We start from the raw sequence: 17,880 nt of genomic DNA, 5'->3' as shown, positions 1-17,880 counted from the left end.
ACAGTATAGTGGTTTTGTTATGCGTGTTATTCCTATTTATATCGAAGCTGGCGTATGTGGTTTTGAATCACCGGCAGCACAATACAAAGAGCTAGGCTTATCATTAGATCAACTATTGATTAAACACCCTGATGCAACATTTATTGGTATTGCCTCTGGCGAATCAATGCAAGGTGTGGGGATTTTTGATGGTGACTTATTACTGGTTGATCGCGCCGAAGATGTTAAAAATGGCGATGTCATTGTCGCGAATCTAAATGGTTTATTTGTTTGTAAACTATTAGATAAACACAATGCCCAGCTATTATCAGCCTCGCCTAAATACCCTGCAGTGCAACTACGCCAATCGGATGAATTTCAGTTAGAAGGCGTGGTTACTCGCTCAATTCGCTTACATCGCAGTAGTAAAGAGCTATTAGCATGTACGCCTTAGTCGATGCTGTGGCCTTTTATGCCAGCGCCGAAAAAGTATTTGATCCGGCTATTCGTAGTAAACCGGTTGTGGTTCTCACCAACAACGATGGCTGTATTTGTGCCGTGTGCCCTATTGCTCGAAAGCTGGCTATTCCAAAATTTCAGCCTTATTTTCAAGTAAAGAAAATACTCGAAGATAACCAAGTGGTGATCCGCTCATCTAACTATGAGCTGTATGCAGATTTAAGCGAGCGGATGATGAACGTAATTGGCCGCTTTTGCGATAATCAGCACATATACTCTATTGATGAATCATTTTTAAACTTTACTGGTTTCAATAAGCTTATTCACGATTGGCATCGTTATGGCCATGATATTCGCCGTACCGTATGGCGCGAAACAAAGCTGCCTGTTGGGGTTGGATTTGGCCCAACAGCAACCTTAGCCAAAGCCGCCAATCATGCAGCGAAAAAACTCCCCGGCTTTGATGGCGTTGCAGTGATTGATTCAGAACCTTCACGGTTAGCCATTTTAAAAGCCATGGACGTACAAGATGTTTGGGGCGTTGGTCGACGCTTAGCTAAAAAACTCAAAGCAATGAATATCAATACGGCTTTTGATTTAGCCGAGCAAGATCCTCGAAAAATGAAACGCCTGTTTAGTATTGTATTAGAGCGCACAGTGAACGAGTTACGCGGAAAAAGCTGCTTAGCCTGGGATGAAGTACGCCAAGACAAAAAAGAAATATTTTCGACCCGCAGTTTTGGGGAGCGTATCACTGACGCCACCGCGCTGAAAACGGCACTAATCAATCATTGTGTCATTGTAGCAAGAAAACTACGTGCGCAAGGTTCACACACTCAACGCTTATTAATGTTTGTGGCCAGCTCTCCTCATCAAGATGGCTATTATAAAAAGTCCTATATTTATGAGTTTAGTGTCGCCACCGCCGATAGTTGCGTGTTTGCCAATGCTATCAGCGAGGTATTTGATCATCTCTATAAACCTGGGGTGCGATTTTATAAATGTGGTGTAGGAGCTCTAGAGTTATCAAGCCACATGTTTCAGCAACCTGATTTATTTCAAGCACCTATCGATAACCTTAAACTGATGCAGTGTCTTGATAGCATTAACACCCGTTATGGCGTGGGTACCCTTGCCATAGCCAGCGAAACTCCTACGAGCCGTTGGCATATGAAACGCGCGTACTTATCGCCTCATTACACAACCCGCTGGCATAACCTACCGAAAATACATTGTTAAAAGTAATGGAATAACTGTAGTTTTAACTGCTGCTCAGTACTTTGTTGGTTCTGATAAACATATGAACTTCTTAATCCCCAGTTTTGAGCAAGTGCAATTTGCCAATGAGCAGCAAGCTCAATTTGATGATTTGTGCTCGAATCATTAGCAAGCCAAAATCCCTGTGCTGTTAGAGCAAGTTTTTGCGCATCACTTGCTTGCCAAATTAGTCCAAATTCTGTGCCAAGGCCAAGCGAGACTGAATCAGTAAGCTCTCCAGCTTGTAATAACGAAGACGCAAGAAAGTAACTTTGAAAGCCTGATGCATCACCGAATGATTTTCCATAACCGCCTTGTATGAAGGCTCTTCCCTTACGTTTATCGTCAGTAGGTTTACGGTCAAAACCAACACGCATATTCCAAGACCAAGAGTCAAACAAACGATTATCTGGAGCTAACGACATTGCATCAATAAAATACACATGCTCTAAATAGACATTCCCCTCAGAGTCTAGATCTCCCTCTATATCAAAAAAGCTAATTTGCGCGCCAGGTATAAATCCACCAGCGTTATCTAACAAGTCATGGTACGCCATTCGATAACTAAAACCGTAGCGATTTTCTGAATACTTAAAATTATTAAATACCATTCCAAAACGACTAGAATCATGACCTTTTTCAGGGCTAATGCTGGGTGTTACAGGTCTTGCAAAGGGCGAAGGCAAAAGTAATTTACTACGCTGGTGCAGTAAGGCCGTTAATCTAGGCGCAATTGCTTCACGTTCTAAACCTTGGTCGTAGTATTGATAATTTAACCACTCGTATGCCATTTCAAGTACAGGCACAGCTTGTTCCGCTGTTAAAGAAAACCCACTGAGTGGTTCGCCATTTTTTAATTTACGTGCAATATCAATTTGTTCATCAGTCAACTGGCTTTCGTAGTTAATTAGCATGGTGCCAGATGCAGGACGATATCGAGGCATAGATAAAAGTTTGTGTTCAGCAAGTGCTTTGACAGTATCAGAAGGAATAGCATGACTAGAAAAATTATTAGTTAAGTTAAGATCATCACGTGCCACTTGCAATAGCGCTAATAATTGATAAGAACAATTTTCATCAATAAAAAAATAGTCAAATGTAGCCCATTGCAGTTCCCATAAATGTAGTAAAACACGTTGAATTTCAGATTCAGACAAAGCTAATTTATATTCCCACATATCACGGGATTCCAAATCATTATATTCACGAACCTTGCGATAATATGGCATTAATGTGAACTTACCAGGATACTGACCTATAAGCCCCTTAAGAGCATATAAAGCTGCATTATCAGTTGCATCAGGTTCAGCAGCAAAATTGACTGCAAAAGCAATCAGTTCTCTACTGCGAGTTTGATCTTTAGCATCAATTCGTAACAAGGTATGACCAAACATAGAAGCTGGATCATTCATAAAAGCGGTGGGAAAAACTAAAGTCATCCCCTTTGGGTTTATAAGCTTTTGCCATGTCTTAATTTCAGGGCAAGCTAACTCAGGCCACTCCGAATAAAAGCTTTGCTTTAACCATTGATAACGAGCAGGGAACTGACAAGTAACATCATTATTCTCACTCTGAAACGCTTCGATAGTAGCTAAAAGTTCAGCATGAGGATCAAACTTTCCATTAACCGAAAGAAAAAAGCTATGGCTATCAACCTCACTTTCATATGAACCCGAGATTGATTGCTGATAATGGCCTAATTTAAGCCAGTATGGATGGGAGGCGATATTGTGTATTGTTGTAGCAGAATAAGCCGAGCTACTCAAAACAAACGAAGCAACAATAAGAAATTTAAACATAAAATAAAAAAGCCCTAAACGGGCTTTAGATAAGAATATTAAAACTTAAGATAAAGTGTAAGAAGATAGCTGTGAGTCACTCGCTACAAGGTTATTAAGGTTTTCTAGTACAGTTTGAGAAGTAACATTTTCAGAAGTGAAAACGTGAGTAAACTGAGCCTGTACTAATTTATTAAACGCCGCTTTATCTTGAGCTTGAACACCCCAAACTTCCGCAAGTGTATCTAGTGATTCGCCTTCACCACGAGACATATCGCGCGCAAGTTGTTCCATGTTGCCATCAATAAATGTTGCTACTTTAGTTGACGCCGTAACAGTACCTGTACCGTCACAACCTAACGTACCAAATGTGATACCAAAAGTTTGGTTACCAGATGTACCGTTTGTCGTCGCACCTAATACTTTAACAACTTTACCTTCTTGGCCTGCGAAAAGTTGCGAACCTAGACCACAGCCGATATCTTGATCAGCCATCGCATTAGAAAGTGGAAGAAGAGTAAGTGCAGAAATAGCAATAATTTTTTTCATATCCTGAATCCTTTAAGATAATTCGTTATTAGAATTAATAACGCATGAACAGCTTATCTATAAATAGCCTCAGTACAATAAGTAATTTCGAAATTAGGAAAAAACACCGTTATATGATTAAAAATCAGCCAACTTAGCACCTAACAAAGCACATAAATCGTTAGGATCTATAGAAACCTCTAATCCACGTTTACCCGCGGAAACATATACTTTTTCATAATTAGATACTGATTGATGAACAAACGTCATTAATCGCTTTTTCTGACCTAGCGGACTCACCCCCCCTAAAATATAACCTGTCGTGTTTTCGACTTTCTGTTGTGGAGCCATCTGCACTTTTTTAACCTTTGCCGCCTTTGCTAGCATTTTCAAGTTAACTTGCTGGCTCACTGGCACAATAGCAACCAAAAGCTGATGCTCAGTATCTTCAAGTACTAAAGTTTTAAATACTTGCTCAGCAGGGAGCTTTAGCTTCTCAACCGCTTCAAGACCAAACTGTTGCTTTGAAGGATCATGTTGATAGCTGAGCACATCAAAATTAATACCTTTCTTTTGTAATAAATTAATAGCCGGTGTCATTACTTCTTCCAAATACTGAATGCTGAACGATAAAAAACATAACGTGAACGGTAGTCTAAAAGCAATTAATCAAAACCTACAATCGTACTAATTTAAGTAAAATGAACTACACTTAAGTGATAGACACTACGCAAGGTAATGAACATGTCTAGAGCTAATGGCCTATATCTGGTTAAGCAGTTACTTATCATACTCACCCTGTTGTATACGATTAATTTTATCTGCAACGAATACTTAGCGTGGAACTCCTTTATTGATTGCCAAAATAAATGTCAAACACTTGGTCTAAATAAAGGGAAGATTCAAAAAACGGTATTCTCTGATGATGTAACATTGTGCAGATGTCTTGATGATTCTGCCTATTATGTTGTATTAGATTAAATCTGAAAATGCCGATTAGGAATAGGGTCAATTTAACGTATTATAAATTAGGTATTAATTTAACAAAGGAAGATAGATGTTTTTAGACTACTTTGCACTGGTCATGCTAGTGTTTGTAACGGTAGTAATATTTTATGGTGTTATTGCCATTCACGATATTCCCTACGAAATTGCCAAAAAACGTAATCACCCTCACCAAGATGCCATCCATTATGCAGGCTGGGTTAGCCTGTTTACCCTACATGTGCTGTGGCCATTTTTATGGGTTTGGGCGACATTATGGCGTGATGACCGTGGCTGGGGGTTTAACCAAATTCAAAAGGAACAGGAAGACTTAGCTGAGAAGGTAGCTAGCCTGACAGCCACGGTTGCAGCACTACAAGCACAAATAAATGCTCAATCGAATAATAAAGAGAAATAGACTATGGATTTGTTATTAATACTCACTTATACCGCATTGTGCATTGGTATCTTTAAAGTGTTTAAAATCCCACTTAATAAATGGACAGTACCCACCGCGGTACTCGGTGGTGTGGTACTGATAGGCGCTTTAATCCTATTAATGAACTATAATCATCCACATTCAAATATGGCCAGCAGTGCCTATGTCACAACACCCATTGTGCCAAATGTACGTGGTACCGTTGAAGAGGTTGCAGTAACGCCAAATCAGCCGGTTAAAAAAGGTGACTTATTGTTTCGCATAGACGATACCTTATATCGAGCCAAACTAAATCAAGCGATTGCCGCTTTGCAGGATGCAAAACAGTCAGTGCTCGGTTTAGAAGCGAGCTATAAATCAGCACAAGCCAGTGCCCTAATGGCTAAAGCTGAATATGATCGTAGTAAGAAAGAATACGAACGTTATGAAAAAGGCGCAAAAAGCGGTGCTTACTCAAAAGGCCAAGTTGATAATAAATTAGGTGTATACTTAGCAGCAAAGGCAAGTTACGAAGCAGCACAGGCCGAAGAGTTACGTCAAAAACTTGCATTTGAGTCTGAAATAAACGGTGAGCAAACTAAAATTGCCGCAGCTCGCGCTAATTTAGAGCAAGCTCAATTTAACTTAGACAGCACAAGCGTTTATGCACCTACCGATGGCTATGTAACACAACTAACATTACGCCCTGGGATGATTGCAGTCCCTATGCCATTACGCCCAGTAATGACCTTTGTGCACAAAGAAGATACCGCTTACGTCGCTGCATTTAGACAAAATTCACTATTAAGACTCGAACCAGGCTACAAAGCAGATTTTATTTTTAAAGCTATTCCGGGCAAAACCTTTGCAGGCGAAGTAATCGATGTATTACCTGCGATTGGTGAAGGTCAAGTGCAAGCACAAGGCACACTGATGGGCACTGAGTTTTTTGCTCGTCAAGGGCGCGCAATTGTCACCTTAAAAATCACCGATGACATGAGCGAATACCACCTGCCACAAGGAACAAGCACAGAAGTTGCTGTTTATTCAGAGCACTTCGAACACGTATCAGTGATGCGTAAAGTATTGATCAGAATGAAAAGTTGGCAAAACTACCTATTCTTAGATCATTAAGCCGAAGTTGAAGCATAAAAAAGGCGCTTATCAGCGCCTTTTTATTCTCGAACTCAAGTTACTTAACTAGAAGTTACTTAGTTAGGTCATCGAAGAATTTCTTCACACCATCAAAGAAACCTTTTTCTTTTGGACGGTTTTTAGAGCCATCTTTACCCATGCTTTGCTCAAGCTCTTCAAGCAATTCACGTTGACGGTCATTTAGATTCACTGGCGTTTCAATAACCACTTTACAGATCAAGTCACCTTGAGCGCCACTACGTACAGACTTAACACCTTTACCACGCATACGGAACATCTTGCCCGTTTGGCTTTCTGATGGGATCTTCAGTTTTGCACGACCATCCAGTGTCGGCACTTCAATTTCGCCACCCAGTGCTGCTGTCGTAAAGCTAATTGGAACTTCACAATACAGATTATTACCATCACGTTGGAAAATCGGGTGTTCACGAACAGAAACCTGAACGTATAAATCACCTGCTGGTGCACCATGCATGCCCGCTTCACCTTCGCCTGATAGACGAATACGGTCACCTGTATCAACACCCGCTGGGATCTTCACTGATAAGGTCTTAGTTTTTTCTACGCGACCTTGACCATGACAGCTGTCACATGGATCAGAAATAATTTGACCTGTGCCCTGACACGTAGGACAAGTTTGCTGAACCGCGAAGAAACCTTGGCGCATTTGTACTTGACCAGCACCATGACAGGTAGTACATGTTTTTGGTTTAGAACCCGCTTTTGCACCGCTACCATCACATGGCTTACAGCTAACCCAAGTTGGTACTTTAATTTCGACATCTTTACCACGAACGGCCTCTTCAAGGCTTAAATCCATGTTGTAACGTAAGTCCGAACCACGTTGTTGACGCGATTGACGACGACCACCGCCACCACCAAAGATATCTCCAAACACATCACCGAAAATATCACCAAAATCACCATGACCGCCGCCGAAGCCACCGCCATGACCGCCACCACCTTGTTCAAAGGCTGCGTGACCATATTGATCATACATCTGACGTTTTTGGTCATCAGTTAGTACTTCGTAGGCTTCTTTTACTTCCTTGAATTTAGACTCAAGTTCTTTATCGCCTGCGGTACGGTCTGGATGATATTTCATCGCTAAGCGCTTATACGCTTTTTTTATGTCTCGTTCGCTGGCATCTTTGCTCACGCCGAGAACTTCATAATAATCGCTTTTTGACATATCTATCACACTACTCTTTTTACTGCAGTTACACTGCGTAAGGTAAGTCGAACGACTTTACCGTTTATATACATGCAAAAGGCGCGTCAAGCGAAATCGCTGGCGCGCCTCAATCATTTCATCCTAACTTAATTGGCTAAACAAAGCAGCCATTAATGCGTTAGGCAGAAGCGAAACAAGCAATTACTTGTCGTCTTTCACTTCTTCGAACTCTGCATCAACAACATCGTCGTCTTGTTTTGCAGAAGATTGTTGTGCACCTGCATCCGCACCACCTTGTTGTTGCTGTGCTTTAGCTTGTGCAATTTCCATTAGCTTTTGTGACTTCTCAGCAAGAGCTTGAGTTTTCGCTTCAATCTCTTCTTTGTTATCACCTTTAATCGCCGCTTCTAGCTCAGTAAGCGCAGCTTCGATTGCTTCTTTATCTTCTGCAGGTAATGCATCACCCGCTTCTTCGATTTGCTTGCGTGTACCGTGAACCATTGCATCAGCTTGGTTACGAGTTGCTACTAGCTCTTCGAATTTCTTATCTTCTTCAGCGTGCGCTTCAGCATCGCGAACCATTTTTTCTACTTCATCGTCGCTTAGACCTGAAGAAGCTTGGATTGTGATCTTCTGCTCTTTACCTGTATCTTTATCTTTAGCAGATACATGTAAGATACCGTCCGCATCTACGTCGAATGTTACTTCGATTTGTGGCGTACCACGTTGTGCTGGGCGAATACCTTCTAGGTTAAATTGACCTAGTGATTTGTTATCGCTTGCACGCTTACGCTCACCTTGTAATACGTGAATCGTTACCGCTGATTGGTTGTCTTCAGCTGTTGAGAAAACTTGTGATTTCTTAGTAGGAATCGTCGTATTTTTCTCGATTAGCGCAGTCATTACTTGACCCATAGTCTCGATACCTAGTGATAACGGAGATACGTCAAGTAGAAGTACGTCTTTAACGTCACCAGCTAATACACCACCTTGAATCGCTGCACCTACTGCAACTGCTTCATCAGGGTTAACATCTTTACGTGGCTCTTTACCAAAGAACTCTGCAACTGTTTTTTGAACTAGAGGCATACGTGTTTGACCACCAACAAGGATGATGTCATTTACGTCGCTTACTGATAAATCAGCATCAGCTAGTGCACGCTTAAGTGGCTCAATTGACTTAGTTACTAAGTCTTCAACAAGTGACTCAAGTTTTGCACGAGTAACTTTCACGTTCATGTGCTTAGGACCTGTTGCGTCAGCAGTCACGTACGGTAAGTTAACTTCTGTTTGTTGTGCAGAAGAAAGTTCAATTTTCGCTTTTTCAGCAGCTTCTTTAACTCGTTGCATTGCAAGCGGGTCGTTTTTAAGGTCGATACCTTGATCTTTCTTAAACTCTTCAACTAAGTAGTTGATAACACGGTTATCGAAATCTTCACCACCTAAGTGAGTGTCACCGTTAGTTGCTAACACTTCAAACGTGTGCTCGCCTTCAACTTCGTCGATTTCGATGATAGAGATATCGAAAGTACCACCACCTAAGTCGTATACTGCAACAACGTTTTCACCTTTATTTTTGTCCATGCCGTATGCAAGTGCAGCGGCAGTTGGCTCATTGATGATACGTTTAACTTCAAGACCAGCAATACGACCAGCATCTTTAGTCGCTTGACGTTGTGAGTCATTGAAGTATGCAGGTACTGTAATTACTGCTTCAGTAACCGCTTCACCTAGGAAGTCTTCTGCTGTTTTCTTCATTTTTTTCAGCACTTCTGCTGAAATTTGTGGTGCAGCACGTTTCTCGCCACGCGCTTCAACCCATGCATCACCGTTATCAGCTTTTACAATTTTAAAAGGCATGATACCGATATCACGTTGTACTTCTTCGTCTTCAAAACGACGACCAATTAAACGCTTGATTGCAAATAATGTGTTAGTTGGGTTAGTTACTGCTTGGCGTTTTGCAGGTTGACCAACTAATGTTTCACCGTCTTGCGTGTATGCAATGATCGATGGTGTTGTGCGATCGCCTTCCGCGTTTTCGATAACGCGTGCTTTATCACCGTCTAGTACTGCTACACAAGAGTTAGTAGTACCTAAATCGATTCCAATAATTCTACCCATGAATCTTCTCCAACTTCAAAATTCGTTAATACGTTCGATGACTAGTAAATAGGGATGCAGGAAACTGAATTCAACTATAAAAATGAAAAATTTTACTTTTTTTTGAAATTTTTTTTGAAATGCCTGTTTTTTCCTCAAAAAGCACTGTATTTGCACGCCTATTGCGGAATAAACAAACTGGTCTGATGACTTTGACTGTGCTATAACCTAAACCATAACAATAAACGTTAAGGAAAATTATGCATTTTGATCAATTACTCGCCATGGCAGCTGAACTTGGTAAAGACAAAACAAAAGTAATGCAGTTTCCAGAAAACTGGTGCCAAGGCCGCACTGCATTTGGTGGTTTATCTGCAGCTTTATTATATCAAGCTATACGGCAGCATATCGATAACTCTCGCCGTTTATTATCTTTAAGTACTAACTTTGTTGGCCCGTTAATCGCTGACAATGATTTTTCAATCGACGTTGAAGTCTTACGTGAAGGAAAAAACAGTGCGCAGGTACTGGCAAAAGTGATTCAAAATGGCGATGTTTGTGTTATTACACAAGCCTGTTTTGGGGCTGAGCGTCAATCAAGTGTACAAGTAGATGTCACTAAAACCATGCAGCTAAAACCGGTTGATGAACGTTTTACCCTACCTTATAAAGAAGGCGTGATGCCGGCATTTTTCCAGCACGTTGCACTGTGTTTGCAAGACGGCAATATGCCTTTCTCTGGAGCAGACACCTCACATTTAGGTGGTTGGATGAAATTCAAACATGTACCAGAGCAAATGAGTGAAGCGCATATCATTGCTTTAACAGATGCATGGCCACCGACTCTATTACAAATGTACAAGCAACCTGCACCAGCAAGTAGTATGTCATGGTACATAGAATTTGTAGAAGAACCTGCAATTGCCCATGATGCTTGGATTGGCTACGAGGCTGTTACCCATCATAGTAAAGATGGCTATGGTCTTGAAGATGGCTGTATTTGGAGTGAAGACGGTAAGCTAATTGCATTGAGCCGCCAAACTGTTGCGTTATTCGCGTAACTCTGGCTCTGAAAGCTGCGCGTACTCAGTACCATCAAGGCGAATAATTGCTTGGTATTCGCCTGATTCTATGATCTCACCAAGACCCAAATTAAACGTGTTTTTTAACGTTTTACTGTAAAAAAACGCAGGTCTTGGTGCTTCTTTAAAGATTGCATGCACAATAAAAGGTTTTACCTCAGCGCTTTGTTTATATTTTTCTAAATAATATAAAAACACCCGGCGCTCTAAAATAATAACATCAACCCAGCCCTTCATAAGGTGATCAACTTGCGCTTTTTGGTTAACCACTTCTTCGTAAGAGCGTAAAATATTGGTAACCGATTTAAAAGGTGCTTCAATAAAATTAGTTGCGTTCTGAAAGGCAAGTACACTTTTACCTGCTAAATCATAGATAGTGCTAATTTTTAAATCTCTGTTAGCAAGGCTGACCGCGACATTTTGATAGCGCAGTAGTTCATCACTTTTATAAACATGTGGAGTGAGAACTGGAGGAAAGTTTAATGCAATATCAACCTCTCCCTGCATAAGCTGTTGCTCTGCACGTTTATTAGACATGTAATGAATATGAATATTAGAGATGCCTTGTGACTTAAAAGCTGCTTTTAAAATTTCAAGTTGAATACCGCTATTGGTATCTTCGATAACATAAGGAGGTAAAGAGGCGCTTGCAGCAACAACAATAGGTTGTTGTATATTTGGCTCAGATAAACACTCACCTTTAACACTAATAAACAACATTAAAAGGGTAAATAATTGCTTCACTAATCACCATAATGAATTAAATGTATTAAAAAGCGTAATCGCTTTGTACAAATATTAGCTTATATTAAACAATGCTGCATTTGTATTTATGCAGTATTTGGTGCAAACTTAACTAAGTTCTTGTTTATGAGACCCTAAGTTTGCAAACAGCCTGCCCTAGTTGTGATCTGGTCGTTGAGATCCCACATTTAAATGCAAAACAAGTAGCGCTTTGCCCACATTGCAATACTAAGTTATCAACATCACAAGCCTGCCAAGACAGTACAGTGGTCGCATTGAGCTTAAGCGCAATAGTCATGCTTTTAAGCAGTATGTTTTATCCTTTTTTATCTTTCACGAGTAGCGGTATTACACAAACCATTACGCTTCCTGATGCTGCGCGTATTTTATTCAATTACGATAACGATTTTTTGGGTCTATTTATTGACATAAGCATCATAGGCTTACCTATGTTGTTATTACTATTGATTATTCCGCTACATTTAGGTGTATTAAAAGTACTACCTTATTTGTGGGGCAAAAGATTGTTAAAAACCACCTTTGCTTTAGAGCCTTGGATCATGTCCGAGATTTTCTTAATCGGGGTGATGGTCAGCATGGTCAAAATAATGTCAATGGCAGACATTGAATTTGGTGTAAGCTTTTGGTCCTATGTGGCATTTGTGGTTCTATATGTAGCAACCATGGCGAAGTTAAATAAACACTATCTTTGGAAGCAATTAAGAGAGCCCGCATATATAGATCAAACAATTGCAAACACACGAGCTATCGATCAAGGACTGCGTGCTTGTCATGTTTGTGGCCAATTATGTAATACTGAAATTTGCTCGCGATGTGACACAAAAACCTTTACCCGCAATCCTTATAGTGTACAAAAAGCGTTTGCTTGGTTGATCACATCTGTCGCTTGCTACATCCCAGCCAACATCTACCCAATTATGTATACCACCAGCCTAGGTGATGAAATGCCTTCTACGATTATTGGTGGTGTGATGATTTTGTGGAATAGTGGTTCTTATCCAATAGCCATGATCATATTTTTGGCCAGTGTAGTTGTTCCCCTTGCCAAAGCGCTAATCTTAAGTTTTTTATGCTATATGGTGATGAAGCCTGCAAATAGACAAACAAAAGGCTATACACGTATCTACCAATTAACTGAATTTATAGGTAAATGGTCAATGATTGATGTATTTGTTGTCGCGATTCTAGTAGCCTTAGTACAACTAGGAAATTTAATGTCTGTGACACCAGGCATCGGCACAATATTTTTTACCACTATGGTAATTTGCCAAATGTTGGCAGCCCATGCATTTGATCCACGCTTACTGTGGGACAGCCCTACTAATTTAAAGAAAGTAAAACAAGAGACTCTGGCATGAGCGAAAACGCTAAAATAAAATCAGCGCCAAATATTTCGGCTATTTGGATAATTCCGTTAATAGCCCTACTAATAGGCGCATGGATGTTATACCAGTATCAGGCAAATAAAGGCACCACTATCTTTATAAAAATGCCTCATGCAGAAGGTATCGTTGCTGGTAAAACTGAAATAAAAGTACGTAGTGTAAAAATCGGCCAAATTAATAATGTACGTCTGTCAGATCAGCAAAATAGTGTAATTGCAAGAGCTCAAATCGATAAACACTATGATGACCTATTAACTGACGATGCAAAAATTTGGGTCGTTAAACCACGAATTGATGATACAGGTATTACTGGAATGAGCACTCTGCTCTCAGGCGTATACTTAGAATTTGCACCGGGTGAAAGCAAGAAGCTAGCGGATAAGTTTGAACTTCAGGATGAACCCGCATTAATTGGCAATGATGTTAAAGGTGGTCGTTTCACACTGCTTAGCTATAACGCTGAAGTACTTGATGTAAGTACGGGTATTTATTTCAAAGATTACAAAATTGGCCAAATAGAAACTGCAACCTTTGACTGGAAAAATCAGGCCATGAAATATGGCATTTTCATTAATGAGCCTTATCAAAATTTAATTACCTTAAATTCTATATTTTGGGTGAACTCAGGTATCGAAATAGACCTATCAGCTGATGGAATTAATGTAAATACAGGTTCATTAAGTAAGTTACTCAAAGGTGGAATTTCTGTAGGTATACCTGAGCAGCAATCTCCTGGTGAAGTCGCCACTAATGGACACAGTTTTTCATTAAGTAATAGTTATAAAGCCGCGTTAGAAGAGCGCTTTTATGACTTTGATTATTACTTAATCGATTTTGAGCAATCAATTCGCGGGTTAAGAGCTGGGGCACCTGTTGAATACCGTGGTATGCGTATTGGTAGTGTGGTTGAAGCACCAGCAAGTGTCATGATCGACGGCAAGCCTGCACACTTTAGAACTGACAATACCGCAGTACCTGCCCTTATTAAAATTGAATATGGTCGTCTTTACCACGACAGTACAGCTGCACGCGAGTTTTGGCATTCAAGCTTAGATAGCTGGATTAAAAATGGCCTTAGAGCCTCTTTAAAGCCAGGTAACTTACTTACCGGCGCCGTATACGTTGACTTAGACATTTATGATAACGCGGAACCTGCCGAATTAAAGACTATAGCAGATTATACCGTATTCCCAAGTGTATCGAGTGGTATTACGGTCATAGCTGACCAAGTATCCGATGTGTTAAATAAAGTGAACAACCTTAAGATAGAAGACAGCTTAGCACAAATGCAAACTACGTTTTCTGAGTACCAAGAACTTGCTCATGACATGCGAGAATTGATCAATAAACAAGATACCCAAGATTTACCCGGTGATATAAATCGCAACTTTGCAGAAATGACTAAAAGCATGCAACAGTTCGATAAAACCATGAAACAATTTGAAAAAACCATGGCAAGTTACGAACAAGGTTCGGCTTTCCATCAGCAGTTACAAACTACCTTGTCCGAATTTAAACGTTTAAGTGAAGAGCTACAACCACTTACACGTGGCTTGAACCAGCAACCTAATATGTTGATATTTGATAAAGAACTACCCGCAGATCCAACGCCGAGGAAACAATAATGAACTATAAACGCTGTGTTTCAATCGCAGCAGTGCTGTTACTTTCGGCCTGCAGTCAGACGTCATTCTCAACTATTGAGTATTATCAATTCTCACAGCCAATCGTGAATATGCAGCGGTTAGCTGAAAATACGCAAGCTCAGCTAAGGATCAACACAGTACAATTACGTGGTGCGCTTAATAATCGTGGCATTGCTATGGTACTCGAAAACAACCGAGTCAATGCTGCTAACTACCATTTATGGAGTGAATCACCCGATTTAATGTTAACAGCGAGTGCCCATCAACAGTTATACACCGAACTAGATAATTGGATGGTAATAAAAGGCTTGCCAGTGATCACCGATTTAGATCAACAAAGCTATTATGAATTAGAATATGAGCTACATCACTTTAATGGCGATGAGCAAGGCAATGCCAACATTGCAGGGCTTTGGCGTTTGTACTATACAAGCCCTAAATCGGGCCGAAAGTTAAAAGCGGTTAATTACTTCAATGAGCTTACACCATTACAAGCAAGTGATTACGAAGGGCTTGTCGCGACACTTGAGTCAACATGGTTAAAGGTAAACAAACAAGTTGCAAACGAAGTATCAAAGCTTACTCTTTAAAAAGAGTTTTAGAGGCTGATTGTCATCGTTAATGATGACATCGCCTATGAACTCAAAGCCAAGTTTCTGTAACACCTTTTGTGAGCCAATATTTGTTGGTGAGGTTATTGCTGCAAGTACACCAAGCTCTAATACGTGTTTTTTTACCATCAATAACCTAGCAGCAGATGTAATAATACCCTTACCTTCATAGTTAGCTAACAAGGCAAATCCTAAATCGGGGATAGCTAACGCATCGCGCTGAAAGAGCCCCACCATTCCAACCGGTGTATCATCAGCTAAACAAACAATATAACTGCCAAAGCCAAATTGCTGGTGGCTATTTATAAACGTTTGTTGAATATAATGCTCAGCTTGTGCGGGCGTATTAATGTTTTTATTACCTATGTGCTCTAAAAATGTTGCTTGGTTTAAAAGCTCAACGATAAAGCTCGAATCATCTGGCTGCCCAGCGCGCAAATATATATCTAACATTTATTAAAACACCTTACTCACGACATCATTGGTAAAATTAAGGCAATCAAGAACCCGCTCTTTTTGTACTTTAGATAACTCATCAATATCGAAATAGTCATACTCTGTGTGCTCATCGCTCAACATTATCTCAGCGTCCTCAGCCATATGAGCACGGAAAATAAACGCATGAGAGTTAAACGCGGTGTGATAATAAACGCCACTTAAATAAGCGATATCTACATCACAATTAAGTTCTTCTTGGCATTCGCGAAGTAACGCTTGATGAATGGTTTCACCTTTATCTAAAGCGCCGCCAGGTAGCCCCCAACTTTTTTGACCGTAATCAGCTTTTAGTAATAACACCTGACCTTGGTTGTTGGTGATAACCGCATGGCTACTGAGTCTGTAAGTATCTGAAAATGCCATAATCCCTTTGCTCAATTAATAAAAAGTGACGTTATAGATGAGTGTAAAATAATTATCATCGCAATTAAAATTGTTATTGACTAAATTAATATTCAGGATTATTTTTCTTGCGATGTTTTGGGCAAAACAAAAGCAGTATACCCTCTATACTGTCTGGCGCCAGCCAACGCAGGCACTTTCCCTAAAGGGTCCATAAAAGTGTGTTCGCGTAAAGCAGTTAATTGAGTCAATAGACTTTTGATTTCTCTAAGCAATCTCGATTGCTTAACTGTGTGAAAATTATAATGCAAGAACCTTCTGCGTTAAGTTTACTGCCGCCAGTATTGGTGGTGGTTTTGGCCGTATTTTTACGACGCCCTATTTTATCTTTACTGATTGGTGCTTTATTTGGTTTAGCCATGCTAGGTCCGACCGCTGTGTTAGCCAATTTTGCTGATATTTCATTAAAAGTAATGCAAGACGAAACCATTGCCTGGCTAATTCTAGTCTGTGGTGGATTTGGTGCATTAATCGCTTTATTAGTGAGAACCGGGGGTGCAAGTGCATTCGCCGAATTAGCGTTAAAATTTGCCAAAGGCCAGCGTTCATCGTTAGTAATGACCTTTGTGCTAGGTGTAATTATTTTTATCGATGATTACCTAAATGCATTAACCGTCGGTGAAACTATGAAGCGTATCACCGATAAGTTTAAAATTAGCCGCGAAATGCTCGCTTATGTTGTTGACTCAACGGCTGCGCCTATTTGTGTGCTTGTACCACTCTCTACATGGGCCGTTTTTTTTGGTGGCTTGTTAGTTGATAATAATGTTGCACCAGAAGGTCAAGGTATTGCTGTATATATCCAAGCAATACCTTACATGTTATATGCTTGGTTTGCAGTCATTGTTGTATTACTGGTTAGCTTAAATGTCATCCCTGCTTTTGGTCCAATGAAAAAAGCACAACTACGTGCCATGAATAATCAAATCGAGATCTCGAATAGCCAATACACAGATATTCAAACAGCGGATGAATACGCAGTAAAAGCAGCAGAAGAAAACTTTGAAACAGCCGCTTCAAACGGCAAACTCTATAACTTTTTAGTGCCGATAGTTTTACTTGTTGCATTTACTGTTTACTTTGACATTGACGTATATAAAGGATTGCTTGCAACCTTTGCCGTTGTTTTGCCTTTTTATATGTTACAAAAGTTGATGACATTGTCAGAACTCGTTGAGCGTATGCTTGATGGTTTTAAAAGTATGATCCCCGCTATTGGGACTGTGGTTGCAGCATTTATATTTAAAGATGTGTGTGACCAATTAATGCTTCCACAATATGTCATTAATACCTTGAGCCCTTTTATGACGGCCCAGTACCTACCTGCCGTGGTGTTTTTGGCAATGGCAGTACTTGCTTTTGCAACAGGTTCAAGCTGGGGGATTTTCGCAGTAACTATTCCTATTGTAATGCCTCTGGCTTACGCAATTGATGCCAATATTCCTTTAGTGATTGGTGCTTTATTGTCGGCGTCGTCATTTGGCAGTCAAGCGTGCTTCTATTCTGATTCCACGGTACTTGCCGCACAAGGCTCAGGGTGTGATTTAGTCAGCCATGCTATCACGCAACTGCCTTATACCTTACTTGCAGCAAGCGCTGCATTTATAGGATTTTTGCTTATCGCATAAATAAAAAAGCCCAAGCAATTGCTTGGGC

17 protein-coding genes are annotated in these 17,880 nt (G+C 40.3%); 9 read left to right on the top strand and 8 right to left on the bottom strand.

The window, feature by feature from the left end; genetic code table 11:
- The first annotated feature begins 19 nt into the window (after nt 1-19).
- Nucleotides 20-433 carry a LexA family protein gene (locus IRQ78_RS01185; protein ID WP_054552219.1) on the top strand — a complete coding sequence of 138 codons (414 nt, stop codon included), beginning with the start codon at nt 20-22 and terminating at the stop codon, nt 431-433.
- Nucleotides 421-1,677, top strand: a complete 1,257-nt coding sequence (locus IRQ78_RS01180; RefSeq protein WP_194441126.1) for a Y-family DNA polymerase — start codon at nt 421-423, stop codon at nt 1,675-1,677. Before IRQ78_RS01185 ends, IRQ78_RS01180 begins: the two co-directional genes overlap by 13 nt.
- Here the strand turns inward: IRQ78_RS01180 and IRQ78_RS01175 are convergent.
- The 3 genes from IRQ78_RS01175 to ybaK all read right to left on the bottom strand — a co-directional run bounded on the left by IRQ78_RS01175 (nt 1,674) and on the right by ybaK (nt 4,601).
- Nucleotides 1,674-3,494, bottom strand: coding sequence for an Lnb N-terminal periplasmic domain-containing protein (locus tag IRQ78_RS01175; RefSeq protein WP_194441125.1), 1,821 nt, complete (start codon nt 3,492-3,494; stop codon nt 1,674-1,676). The genes IRQ78_RS01180 and IRQ78_RS01175 overlap by 4 nt on opposite strands.
- Before the next feature lie 45 nt (nt 3,495-3,539).
- Nucleotides 3,540-4,022, bottom strand: coding sequence for a DUF3015 domain-containing protein (locus IRQ78_RS01170; protein WP_054552216.1), 483 nt, complete (start codon nt 4,020-4,022; stop codon nt 3,540-3,542).
- 117 nt (nt 4,023-4,139) lie between these two features.
- On the bottom strand, nt 4,140-4,601 hold the full coding sequence (ybaK, locus tag IRQ78_RS01165) for a Cys-tRNA(Pro) deacylase (RefSeq protein WP_194441124.1): 462 nt from the start codon (nt 4,599-4,601) through the stop codon (nt 4,140-4,142).
- Between the two features lie 457 nt (nt 4,602-5,058).
- Between ybaK and IRQ78_RS01160 the strand changes: the two genes are divergently transcribed.
- Entirely contained in the window at nt 5,059-5,403 is a 345-nt protein-coding gene (locus IRQ78_RS01160) for a DUF3302 domain-containing protein (RefSeq protein WP_054552213.1), read from the top strand.
- 3 nt (nt 5,404-5,406) lie between these two features.
- Nucleotides 5,407-6,537, top strand: coding sequence for an HlyD family secretion protein (locus IRQ78_RS01155; protein WP_194441123.1), 1,131 nt, complete (start codon nt 5,407-5,409; stop codon nt 6,535-6,537).
- 73 nt (nt 6,538-6,610) lie between these two features.
- Here IRQ78_RS01155 and dnaJ read toward each other — a convergent pair whose 3' ends face one another.
- Both dnaJ and dnaK read right to left on the bottom strand, forming a co-directional pair.
- Complete coding sequence (gene dnaJ / locus IRQ78_RS01150; protein ID WP_138599789.1) at nt 6,611-7,750, bottom strand: molecular chaperone DnaJ; 1,140 nt, start codon at nt 7,748-7,750, stop codon at nt 6,611-6,613.
- A 183-nt stretch (nt 7,751-7,933) separates the two neighbouring features.
- Nucleotides 7,934-9,856: a molecular chaperone DnaK gene (gene dnaK / locus IRQ78_RS01145; protein ID WP_138599790.1), complete on the bottom strand. Its 1,923-nt coding sequence runs from the start codon at nt 9,854-9,856 to the stop codon at nt 7,934-7,936.
- A 239-nt stretch (nt 9,857-10,095) separates the two neighbouring features.
- Here dnaK and IRQ78_RS01140 point away from each other — a divergent pair, with 239 nt between their 5' ends.
- The gene (locus tag IRQ78_RS01140) at nt 10,096-10,896 is read left to right on the top strand and encodes a thioesterase family protein (RefSeq protein WP_187490383.1); all 801 of its coding nucleotides are present in this window, start codon (nt 10,096-10,098) and stop codon (nt 10,894-10,896) included.
- Here IRQ78_RS01140 and IRQ78_RS01135 read toward each other — a convergent pair.
- Entirely contained in the window at nt 10,885-11,661 is a 777-nt protein-coding gene (locus IRQ78_RS01135; protein WP_249364082.1) for a substrate-binding periplasmic protein, read from the bottom strand. The genes IRQ78_RS01140 and IRQ78_RS01135 overlap by 12 nt on opposite strands.
- A gap of 140 nt (nt 11,662-11,801) precedes the next feature.
- On the opposite strand from IRQ78_RS01135, the gene IRQ78_RS01130 reads away from it, so the two are divergent.
- The 3 genes from IRQ78_RS01130 to IRQ78_RS01120 are packed head-to-tail and all read left to right on the top strand — an operon-like array spanning nt 11,802 to nt 15,303.
- A complete protein-coding gene (locus IRQ78_RS01130) occupies nt 11,802-13,040 on the top strand; it encodes a PqiA/YebS family transporter subunit (protein WP_138617278.1) in 1,239 nt (412 codons plus the stop codon).
- Nucleotides 13,037-14,692 carry an intermembrane transport protein PqiB gene (gene pqiB, locus IRQ78_RS01125; RefSeq protein WP_194441122.1) on the top strand — a complete coding sequence of 552 codons (1,656 nt, stop codon included), beginning with the start codon at nt 13,037-13,039 and terminating at the stop codon, nt 14,690-14,692. The genes IRQ78_RS01130 and pqiB overlap by 4 nt, the downstream gene beginning before the upstream one ends.
- Nucleotides 14,692-15,303, top strand: a complete 612-nt coding sequence (locus tag IRQ78_RS01120; protein WP_187490386.1) for a PqiC family protein — start codon at nt 14,692-14,694, stop codon at nt 15,301-15,303. The genes pqiB and IRQ78_RS01120 overlap by 1 nt, the downstream gene beginning before the upstream one ends.
- Here the strand turns inward: IRQ78_RS01120 and IRQ78_RS01115 are convergent.
- Together IRQ78_RS01115 and IRQ78_RS01110 are read right to left on the bottom strand one after the other, a co-directional pair.
- Nucleotides 15,286-15,777, bottom strand: coding sequence for a GNAT family N-acetyltransferase (locus IRQ78_RS01115; RefSeq protein WP_187490387.1), 492 nt, complete (start codon nt 15,775-15,777; stop codon nt 15,286-15,288). The genes IRQ78_RS01120 and IRQ78_RS01115 overlap by 18 nt on opposite strands.
- A gap of 3 nt (nt 15,778-15,780) precedes the next feature.
- Nucleotides 15,781-16,185, bottom strand: coding sequence for an NUDIX hydrolase (locus tag IRQ78_RS01110; protein ID WP_187490388.1), 405 nt, complete (start codon nt 16,183-16,185; stop codon nt 15,781-15,783).
- A 284-nt stretch (nt 16,186-16,469) separates the two neighbouring features.
- Here IRQ78_RS01110 and IRQ78_RS01105 point away from each other — a divergent pair, with 284 nt between their 5' ends.
- Entirely contained in the window at nt 16,470-17,852 is a 1,383-nt protein-coding gene (locus IRQ78_RS01105) for a Na+/H+ antiporter NhaC family protein (protein ID WP_194441121.1), read from the top strand.
- The last annotated feature ends 28 nt before the right edge of the window (nt 17,853-17,880 follow it).

It is taken from the genome of Pseudoalteromonas simplex, from assembly GCF_015278155.1.
GTDB lineage: Bacteria > Pseudomonadota > Gammaproteobacteria > Enterobacterales > Alteromonadaceae > Pseudoalteromonas > Pseudoalteromonas simplex.
Note: the sequence above shows the minus strand (reverse complement) of the source record. Positions and strands in the feature narration are given on the sequence as shown.